The 6,383-nt window shown below is 71.5% G+C and carries 6 protein-coding genes and 1 pseudogene; 6 read left to right on the top strand and 1 reads right to left on the bottom strand.

The genetic code is table 11. The features are described 5' to 3' along the window. From HB724_RS19985 to HB724_RS20000, 4 genes and pseudogenes are all read left to right on the top strand, one after another. Positions 1–592, top strand: a pseudogene (locus HB724_RS19985) (type II secretion system protein GspL); the annotation flags it as partial. Further along, entirely contained in the window at positions 589–1,086 is a 498-nt protein-coding gene (gspM, locus tag HB724_RS19990; protein ID WP_213982707.1) for a type II secretion system protein GspM, read from the top strand. The pseudogene HB724_RS19985 and the gene gspM, both read left to right, overlap by 4 nt. Further along, positions 1,083–2,564: a type II secretion system ATPase GspE gene (gene gspE, locus HB724_RS19995; RefSeq protein ID WP_213982708.1), complete on the top strand. Its 1,482-nt coding sequence runs from the start codon at positions 1,083–1,085 to the stop codon at positions 2,562–2,564. The genes gspM and gspE overlap by 4 nt, the downstream gene beginning before the upstream one ends. A 142-nt stretch (positions 2,565–2,706) precedes the next feature. Then, the gene (locus HB724_RS20000; protein ID WP_213982709.1) at positions 2,707–3,933 is read left to right on the top strand and encodes a type II secretion system F family protein; all 1,227 of its coding nucleotides are present in this window, start codon (positions 2,707–2,709) and stop codon (positions 3,931–3,933) included. Between the two features lie 4 nt (positions 3,934–3,937). On the opposite strand, the gene HB724_RS20005 is transcribed toward HB724_RS20000, so the two are convergent. Next, a complete protein-coding gene (locus HB724_RS20005) occupies positions 3,938–4,630 on the bottom strand; it encodes a hypothetical protein (protein WP_346344763.1) in 693 nt (230 codons plus the stop codon). A 23-nt stretch (positions 4,631–4,653) separates the two neighbouring features. On the opposite strand from HB724_RS20005, the gene HB724_RS20010 reads away from it, so the two are divergent. Together HB724_RS20010 and HB724_RS20015 are read left to right on the top strand one after the other, a co-directional pair. Beyond that, complete coding sequence (locus HB724_RS20010) at positions 4,654–5,694, top strand: ABC transporter substrate-binding protein (RefSeq protein WP_213982710.1); 1,041 nt, start codon at positions 4,654–4,656, stop codon at positions 5,692–5,694. Next, positions 5,691–6,383 (top strand): prepilin-type N-terminal cleavage/methylation domain-containing protein (locus tag HB724_RS20015; protein WP_346344764.1); only part of this gene is annotated, 693 nt, incomplete at its 3' end. The genes HB724_RS20010 and HB724_RS20015, both read left to right, overlap by 4 nt.

Raw genomic sequence — 6,383 nt, forward strand, 5'->3', positions numbered from 1 at the left:
GGGGGGGGGGCCGGGGCGCGGCCCCCCCCCGGGGGCCCGCGCGGGGGGGGCCCCCCCGGCCCCGGGCCCGCTTGCCGGGGGGCGGCTCGCTCCGGCTCTCTCTCTGCGCCAGGGGCGTTATGCGGTTCGCGGGGCGGTAAATGCGAGTTTCTGGAAGCGGCTGGGCTGGATCGTCGCGATCGGCGCGGTGGCGCACACCGCGATCGCCGGCGCCGACACGCTGATGCTGCGCTCGATCGCCGACCGCCGCGCCGCCGAGACGCGCACCGCGGCCGCTTTGGCCGCGCCCGGCGCCAATCTGGACGACGATTTGAAGGCGACGGTCCCGGACCTGCTGCCCAAGGGGAGCGGCAAGGCGCCCGACGGTTTCCTGCCGCTGCTGACGCGCGTTTCGGGGGCGCTGCGACCACTGGCGGGCTCGTTCAGCGTGCGGCAGATCGGATATCAGGGCAATGCGCTGACGATAGACATCGACGCTGCCGATCCCGGCCTTGCCGCGCGGATCGATGCGGCGCTGCGCAGCGCGCAGGTGCGGGCGACCACGACCCGCTCGCCTGACGGCGCGATCCGGATTACGGCGAGCGCGGCATGACCGTGATCCGCAAGCATCTTCCTGCGCTCGACGTGGCGCTGATCCGCTTCGATGCGTGGTGGAGCGGGCTCAGCCGCCGCGAGCATGTCATGTTCGGCGTGCTGGCCGCGCTGCTGGCCGGCCTCGTGCTGGTCTTCGGCGTGATCAAGCCGCTCCAGTCCGCCCGGGCCGAGGCGCTGTCGGACATTCGCACTTATGAGACGCTCACCGCCCGCATCCGCGCGGCCGGCACGCTGGGTGCTTCCGCGACGCCGCGCCGCCAGGGGACGGCGGCGCAGGTGGTGAGTGGCTCGGCCTCCAGCTTCGGGCTGGTCGCGACGCCCGAGGCGATTCCCGGCGGCGTTCGCGCGACGATCGCCGACGGCACCTATGACTCGCTGATGGCGTGGCTTGCCGATCTTTCGGCGAGCAGCGACCTGCGCGTCCGCCGCCTCTCGATCGTGCGCCGTCCGGCGGCGGGGCGGGTCTCGGCTTCGGTGGACTTCGCGCAATGACCGATACGCTGATCGTCGAGGACGCGCCCGCCGCGCTGCCCTACAGCTTCGCGCGGCGCAACGGCGTGCTGCTGCGGCAGGGGCCGGAGGGCGTGGAATGCGTCCACCGCGCGGGGGCGGCGCTCGACGGGTTGCTCGAAGCCCAGCGGATCGCGCCCGGCGCGCGTTTCGTCAGCGTTGCGGACGATGCGTTCGATGCCGCGCTCGGCACGGCCTATAGCGGGGCGGGGGCGGCTGCGGACATCGATCTGGGCGACATGGACCTCGCAGCCTTGGCGGACAGCGCCGCGAGCGTGGACGATCTGCTCGACACCCGCGACGACGCGCCGGTGATCCGGCTCATCAACGCGCTGCTGCTGGAGGCGGTGAAAGAGGGCGCGTCGGACGTCCATATCGAGACGCAGGAGAAGCGGCTGGTGGTGCGTTTCCGCGTCGACGGCGTGCTGCGCGACATGATCGAGCCGCCGCGCGCGCTGGCGCCCTTGCTGGTGAGCCGTATCAAGGTGATGGCGAAGCTCGACATCGCCGAGCGGCGCATTCCGCAGGACGGCCGCGTGACCTTGCGTATCGGTGGGCATGATGTCGATGCCCGCGTCTCGACCATCCCGACCCAGCATGGCGAGCGGGTGGTGATGCGCCTGCTGGAGAAGGGCTCGCTGCGGCTCGACATGGAAGTGCTCGGCATGAGCGCGCGCGACCGCGACGTGTTCACCCGGCTGCTGGAGCGGCCGCACGGCATGCTGCTGGTGACCGGGCCGACGGGCTCGGGCAAGACGACGACGCTCTATGCCGCGCTCAACCGGCTGAACGACCGCAAGCGCAACATCATGACGGTGGAAGATCCCATCGAATATGAGCTTGCCGGCATCGGCCAGACCCAGGTCAATCCGCGCACCGAGCTGACCTTTGCGCGGGGGCTGCGGGCGATCCTGCGCCAGGATCCGGACGTCATCATGGTCGGCGAGATCCGCGACCAGGAGACTGCGCAGGTCGCGGTGCGATCCTCGATGACAGGGCATTTCGTGCTCTCGACGCTGCATACCAACAGCGCGGTGGGATCGGTGACGCGGCTGATCGACATGGGGGTCGAGCGCTATCTGCTCGCGCCGATGGTGGTCGGGCTGGCGGCGCAGCGGCTGGTGCGGCGGCTCTGCCCGAGCTGCCGGCGCGAGGACGTGGCGGGCGAGGCGGATTCGCTGCTGCTCGGCGGGGCGATCGAGCCGGGCAGGAAGCTGTGGCGCGCCGTGGGGTGCGACGAATGCCATGGCGAGGGCTATCGCGGCCGCGCCGGGCTGTATGAGGTCGTCGCGGTGGACGATGCCTTCCAGAAGCTGATCCATGACGGTGCCTCCGAAGCGCAGCTCGAGGCGCAGGCGCGCAAGGCCAATCCGAGCCTGCTCGACGACGGTATTGCCAAGGTGAAGGCCGGCGTGACCACGGTCGAGGAAGTGGCGCGCGTGGTTCGCGATGAGGCGTGACCCTCAATTCCTCCCCGGCACGGGGAGGGGGACCAGCCGCAGGCTGGTGGAGGGGCGGCGGTGGAACACCGCCGTCTGCGACGGCGGCCCCTCCACCATCGCTGCGCGATGGTCCCCCTCCCCGTTCCGGGGAGGAATTTAAGTGCCCGCTTACGCCTATCGCGCGGCCGATCGGTCCGGCGCCGCCAGGAAGGGCGTCATCGAAGCCTCCAGCCCTGCCGCCGCCCGGGCGTTGCTGCGCGAGCAGGCGCTGCTGCCGCTCTCGGTGGAGGCGGCATCCGAGCGCTGCCGGAGCTTAGGCTCGATCCAGCTGCCGCGCTTCGGCAAGAGCGGGATCAGCCCGCGCGCGCTGGCGACGGTCACCCGGCAGATCGCCACGCTGGTCGGCTCCGACATCGCGATCGAGGAGGCGCTGCGCCTCGTCGCCACCCAGTCCGAACAGCCTGCCACCAGCTCGCTGCTGCTCGACGTGCGTGGGGCGATCCTCGACGGGCGCAGCTTCGCCACCGCGCTGGGCGCGCATCCCAAGGCGTTTCCCGAATTCTACCGCGCCTCGGTCTCGGCCGGCGAGGCTTCGGGCAAGCTGCCCGACGTGCTCAACCACCTCGCCGAGTTCGTCGAGAACCGCCAGGCCAACGGCCAGAAGCTCCAGCTCGCTTTGCTCTATCCGGCGCTGCTGGCGCTGGTCTCGTTCGGCATGATGGTGCTGCTGATGGTCTATGTCGTGCCGGACATCGTGAAGGTGTTCGTGTCGCGCGGCGCCGACCTGCCGTTCCTCACCCGCGCGCTGATCGCGATCAGCGCCTTTCTCCAGAATTTCGGGCTCTACCTGATCCTGGCGATCGCGATCGGTATCTTCGCGTTCGGCCGCTGGTCGCGCGTGCCCGCCAACAAGCTGCGGGTGCACCGCTTCTTCTCCGAGCGCCGCCCGTTCCGCCGCTTCAGCCGCCAACTCAACGCCGCGCGCTTCGCCGGCAGCCTGGCGACCTTGGTGGGAAGCGCGGTGCCGCTGGTCGATGCGCTCCATGCCGCCGCGGCGGTGACGCCCAACCATTGGGTGCGCGAGAAGGCGGTCGGCGTCGCGACGCGCGTCCGCGAAGGCATTTCGCTGCGCGCGGCGATGCAGGAGGCGGGCGTGTTCCCGTCGATGCTCGTCGCGATCGTCGCCTCGGGGGAATCGAGCGGCAAGCTCGCCCCCGCGCTCGGCCGGGCATCGGGCGAGCTGGAGCGCGAGCTGGATGCGCTGGTCTCGACTTTGGTCGCGCTGGTCGAGCCGCTGGTGCTGCTGGTGATGGGCGGGCTGGTGCTGATGATGGTGCTGGCGATCCTGCTGCCGATCATCAACCTCAACAATCTGGTGGCGATGTAGCGTTCTACATCGCCCCCTGAATCCGCGCGCCGCCGGGCAGGCCCGCGAACGGCAGCAGCGCCGCGCCTTCGGGCGTGAGGCCCAGGTCGATCGTGCCGTCTTCGTCCAGATTGGCGTCGAGCAGCAGCTTGCGCCGCTGCGTCATCGGCGCGAGCCGGATCATCGTGCGGTTGCCGACATGCTCGGCGGTCAGGATCAGCGCGGGCAGGGCGGAGGCCGCGCCGGCACCCTTGGGGCGGCAGCTTCCGGGATCGGTGGTCGCATTGCCGTCGAGCATCTGGCTGCCGCCGCCGATCGCGATCCGCTCCATCTGGATCTGCATCGTCAGGTCGCAGGTGAAGGGGAGGTTCGGCTGGAGCGCCCGGATCAGGCTCGCGTCGGCCGATCCGCTCACCTTGTCGAGGACTGTCCGCCCGCCGGGATGGAGCAGCATCCGCCCGCCCAGATCGGTGTTCGGCCCCGTCGCCTTCCAGTCCGCCGCGAAGCCCAGGCTGATGAGCGAGCGCAGCGGCGCCATGTGCCATTCGAGCTTGCTGCCCCCGGCCACGCCGACCTCGCCGTTCCACACCGTGCCCGCCACGCCCGTCCGCCAGGGGCGGTTCTTGACGATCACGCTCGCCGGCATGGTGGCGAGCATCGCCAGCGCATAGGCCACTATGCCCAGCACCGCGAAGACGATAATACGCCCCCGTGCCACACCCCCAATTTCCGGAGTCGGCAATGAACCGGCGCGCGCTGCTGAGGTTCTTGCAATCAGGCCTGGTCGCGTCAGCGGCATCGGTCGCGCTTCCCTCGTTCGCGTATTCGGCAGAGAAGAAGGACAAGCGCCCCATCGCCCTGCTGGTGCCGCTCACGGGTCCGCGAGCGCGGCTGGGCATTAGCATGCAGCAGGCGGCGTTGCTCGCGGAAAACAGCGCCTATGTGCAGAGTTTCGACACCGGCGGGACGGCGGCCGGAGCCGCTGCGGCGGCGGCCGAGGCGCTGAAGAGGCATCCCGCGATGATCCTGGGGCCGCTCACCGCCGAGGAAGTGCCGGCCGTCTCCAGCACGGTCGCGCGCCGGGTGCCGATCATCGCCTTCAGCAACGATTCGGTGCTGCGCCAGCCCGGCACCTGGATCTTCGGGATCACCGCGGGGCAGGTGACCAGCGCGATCCTGCGCTATGCGCGCGGGCGGGGGGTCAAGTCGGTCGCGATGATTGACGACGGTTCGCCGTGGAGCGCCGCCGCGGCGCTGGCGGCGGGGCAGATGGAAGGCGAGCTGGCCATGAGCGTGCGCGTGCTCGAAGTGAAGGCTGGCCAGCCCATGCCCTCGGCCGGCGACGCGCCCGATGCGGTGCTGCTCCCCGGCAGCGGCGAGGCGGTGCTCGCCGCGGCGCGCAACCTGCGCGATACCGGCATCCAGTTCCTCGGCACCTTGCAGGGGCTCGATCATCGCCCGCAGGCGCTGGAGGCGCTGGACGGCGCCTGGATCGCCAGCCCGGACCCTAATGCCTTCGGCACCTTCGCCAGCGAGTTCGCGGCGCGCAACGGCGGCAGCCCGGGGACGATCACGGCGCTGGCCTATGACGCGGCAGGTATCGCCAACACGCTGCGCGGCACCAACACGCTCAACAGCCAGGGCCTGCTCGACGGCAAGGGCTTCCACGGCGTCACCGGCCCGGTGCGCTTCCGCACCGACGGTTCGGTCGCGCGCGACTTCGCCATCCTTGTCGCCCGCAAGCAGGGCTATGAACCCGTGGCGGTGAGCTCGGGATCGTGAAGGATCTTGGGGGAGCGGGCCGATGCCGCTCCAACGAGGGCTTCACCCTGATCGAGCTGATGATCTCGCTCGGCCTGTTCGCGCTGATCGCGGTGGCCGGGCTGGCGCTGGTGGACGGCATCATCAACGTGAACCAGCGCACCGAAGGGCGGCTCGACCGGCTGGCGGCGCTGCAACGGACGATGTTCGTGCTGACCAGCGACCTCGACCAGATTTCCGGCGGACCTATCGAAGGCGGTGGCGCCGGCATCTCGTTCGCGCGCGCCGCGCCGGGCTATGGCGGGATTTCGGTGCCGGTGCGCTATGCCGTGACCGGGGGCGGGCTGGTGCGCGGTGCCGGGCCGGTGCCGCAGATGCTGCTGCCGGGCGTCGCGCGGGCGCGGTGGCGCTTCTGGGACGGGGCCTGGGTCTATGGCTGGCCGCTCGACGAAAAGTGCGCCGATCGCTGGCCGCGCGCGATCCCGGTGGGCCTGCGGGTCGGGGGGGGGGGGGGGGGGCGGGGCGGGGGCGGGGGGGCGGGCGGGGGGGGGGGAGGGGGGGGGGGGGAGGGGTGCGGGGGGGGGGGGCGACGGCGCGCGCGGGGGGGGGGCGCGGGCCCGGGGCGGGGGGGGGGCGACGGCGGGCAAGCGGAGCGGGTCGCCCTGGGCCGGGCCAAATGGGCGAGGCCGGCGGATCATGGCGCAGCGGTC

Source organism: Sphingomonas sp. dw_22, from assembly GCF_018449795.1.
Taxonomy (GTDB): domain Bacteria; phylum Pseudomonadota; class Alphaproteobacteria; order Sphingomonadales; family Sphingomonadaceae; genus Sphingomonas.